This window comes from Streptomyces sp. YS-3 (assembly GCF_045257485.1).
In the GTDB taxonomy this organism is placed as follows: Bacteria; Actinomycetota; Actinomycetes; order Streptomycetales; family Streptomycetaceae; genus Streptomyces.
This window is the reverse complement of the sequence record NZ_JBJHPC010000804.1, coordinates 1-2,552: the sequence shown is the minus strand read 5'-3', so window position 1 is coordinate 2,552 and position 2,552 is coordinate 1. Positions and strand designations below refer to the sequence as shown.

General features: G+C 69.3%; 4 protein-coding genes. All 4 read right to left on the bottom strand.

Annotation, left to right across the window (positions count from 1 at the left end; all coding sequences use genetic code 11):
• Positions 1 to 353 precede the first annotated feature (353 nt).
• Positions 354 to 476 (bottom strand): hypothetical protein, encoded by a 123-nt coding sequence (locus tag ACJA3G_RS34970; protein WP_358830776.1) that lies wholly within the window; start codon positions 474 to 476, stop codon positions 354 to 356.
• The gene (locus tag ACJA3G_RS34965; protein WP_406557053.1) at positions 473 to 967 is read right to left on the bottom strand and encodes a hypothetical protein; all 495 of its coding nucleotides are present in this window, start codon (positions 965 to 967) and stop codon (positions 473 to 475) included. The genes ACJA3G_RS34970 and ACJA3G_RS34965 overlap by 4 nt, the downstream gene beginning before the upstream one ends.
• 32 nt (positions 968 to 999) lie before the next feature.
• A complete protein-coding gene (locus ACJA3G_RS34960) occupies positions 1,000 to 1,218 on the bottom strand; it encodes a hypothetical protein (protein ID WP_406557052.1) in 219 nt (72 codons plus the stop codon).
• Positions 1,218 to 2,552: hypothetical protein (locus ACJA3G_RS34955; RefSeq protein WP_406557051.1), on the bottom strand; the 1,335-nt coding region annotated here is incomplete at its 5' end. The genes ACJA3G_RS34955 and ACJA3G_RS34960, both read right to left, overlap by 1 nt.

Sequence of the window (2,552 nt, the reverse complement as noted above, 5' to 3'; positions counted from 1 at the left end):
CCCCGTGTGCGTCGAACAGCGGCGGGCTGTTCGACGCACACGGGGTGCTGTTCGAACTTGGGCTGGTTGCCGGTGCTGTGCATGCGGTGTGGCATGGACGCCTCCTCGTTGACGTGACGCTCGGACAGGTGCTCGGACTAACGGCCCCCGATGGCGCACGTTCGGGTGGTGAGGGGGCGAACTCTTCGGGCTGATGTGCGGTTTCGCGCCTGGGGCCTTGCAGAGCCCGAGCCGGGGCCGGTTCGATCACGCAGATGGGTGTCCGAGTCCGCATCGCACACGATCCGGGGATTGCGCGGCCCCGTGTACGGCAAGGGCCGGGCGCCGTGGTGGAGTGGGCTGCGCTGCTGCGTCTAGCGCCGCAGCAGCGCGACGAGGCGGTGCCACAGGCGCACCGGCAGGGAGGTCGAGCTGCCGCCGAGCGTGAGCGCGGGGACGGGCTCGGGCTTGTCCTTGGCAGGCTTGTCCGTGGTCATGCGCACTGCTCCTTGTTCACGGCCACGCCGGAGGTGTGGGCCTGTCCGGAGTCGCCGCCGTTCTTGTCCGAGAGCATCTCGACGGACGCGGTTATGCGGGTCCGGTAGAACCCTGGCACGCAGCCGATGGCGACCGTGGCCTTCTTCGTGACGTTGATACCGGGGGCTGCCCGGCAGGCGGCGCGCCGCTGCTCGGCCCAGGAGCCGTTGGTGGTCCGCTTGTCGACAATCACGGTCAGCTCGTGGCGCAGGACAGCGGCCCGGCAGACGGCGTCGGCGTATCCGGTGATGCGTCCGCCAGTCACGTACGGTTCGGAGATCCGCTGGGTGCAGCGGCCGAGCAGCACGTTGCCGGAGTAGGTGACGCCTTTGTCGGACGTTCCCGAGCTGCTGCTGGAACAGCCGCTGTCCTCGGCCGCCAGAGTGACGGTGAGGGCGACGGCGGCGGCTAAGCAGGCCAGGACCCGGCGTATTCGAGGGTCGGTTGGCATGACGGGCTCCTGAGTCTGACGGGTAGGGGAGGTCAGCCGAATAGGTGGATGAGGGCCCAGAGGAAGCCGTACCAGAGGCTGACGATCGCCAGCAGCGCCAGCGCTGCGGCGACCAGCGGCGGGCCCATGCGCTCGGTGGCCCGCTCCTTTGCCTCGGCCTTCGCCTTCTCCTCTTCCAGGCGTGCCTGCTGGTCTACCCAGCAGCTGTGGCAGTGGGCGCCCGGTCCGGCGTTCGGTATGTGGCTCTCCATCAGAACGCCCCTTGTCTGGAAGGCAGGTGTTCGCGGAGGCCGTCTGGGCGCCCCAGGTTGCGGGATGGCTGGAGGTGGCCTGCGGCCCGGCCGGCTGTGTCTCGGCGCATCGCGGTCTGGCCCAAGTCGGCCAGGCGCGGAAGGAAGGACACGTCGAGTTGTTCCACGGGGTGCAGCAGCCCTTTCGAGCAGGTCTTGGCCGCCCACACCGCGTATACGGCGCGCGGGTAGGAGGGGTTGATGCCGATCTCCCCTTTGGGGAGGAAGCCGTTGAAGGGGGTGGGGATGCCTTCGGTGTTCCAGTAGTTCCAGGCTTGCAGTGCCTTGGCGTGCTCCAGGCAGGCGTAGAGCTGGGGGTAGCGATCCATGATTCGCATCTGGCGGAACAGGAGCTGCCCCATCAGGCCGGGCGCGGCATCGGTGAGCGCGGTGAAGGACTGGCGGCGGAAGGTGAAGGCCGCAGTGTCCTGGCCCGGGTCGAGGGCCAAGCAGGCGAAGAGATGGGACAGGCGGTCTCGGGTGTACTCGGCCGCGCCCGCCGCGAGGCTGGGGTCGATCTGCGGAATCAGCGTGGCCAGTTGGTGGTGGTCAGGGTGGAAGCGGGCGAGGTCGAAGAGCTGGTCCATGCCGTCGATCGCCGCGTGCGCCAGGTGCTTGTACAGCCGGTTGTTCAGCTCGCCGCGCTCGGCGTACGCCCGGGTCTGGGGGGTGGTGGAGTGGAGCATCAGGTACTCGGACAGCACTTCGAAGTACAGGTAGCCCAGGAACGGCACGTGGCGGACGGCGGCGGCGAGCTGGTCGACGAACACCGCGGCCGGGGTCCTCCTGCCACGTGCGTTGGCTAGGGCGAGGTCGAGGAACGGCGCGGATGCCCGCAGCCGGGCCATGATCGCCTGGCGCAGCTGCTGGTTTTCGGCCGGGGTCAGGAATGCCGCGTGCTGGAGGTGGGTGCGCAGGTGGATGGGGCCCAGGCGCAGGTAGTCGATGCCCTTGGGCGGTACGGGAGCATCGGGGGTGATCTCGATGACTAGCGTGTCGGTGTGCGGTTTGGTCTCCAGGAGGTACTGGCCGAGGTTGTGGGGGCGCAGACCGTCCGGCTCGGGAGTGAGCGGGGCGCAGTACAGGGCGGCGACGAGGCAGCCCGATGATGCGTACAGGTGGCCGCTGGTGCGGATCGCGTCGAGGGCGACTGTGGTGTGCATCAGATGGATGGGGCCGCCGCCGGCCAGGGCGCGGGTCATGGCGTTGTCCCGCAGGAGCCAGCCGTTGGGGGCGTCGGCGAGGTCCTGGCTCCACGCAGCGGGGCTTTGTGCCAGACCGGCTGGGGCCGGGGC

Coding starts and splice junctions, on each gene's coding strand:
- ACJA3G_RS34970 (WP_358830776.1), bottom strand. CDS start 476: ATGACCACGGACAAGCCTGCCAAGGACAAGCCCGAGCCCGTCCCCGCG.
- ACJA3G_RS34960 (WP_406557052.1), bottom strand. CDS start 1,218: ATGGAGAGCCACATACCGAACGCCGGACCGGGCGCCCACTGCCACAGC.
- ACJA3G_RS34965 (WP_406557053.1), bottom strand. CDS start 967: ATGCCAACCGACCCTCGAATACGCCGGGTCCTGGCCTGCTTAGCCGCC.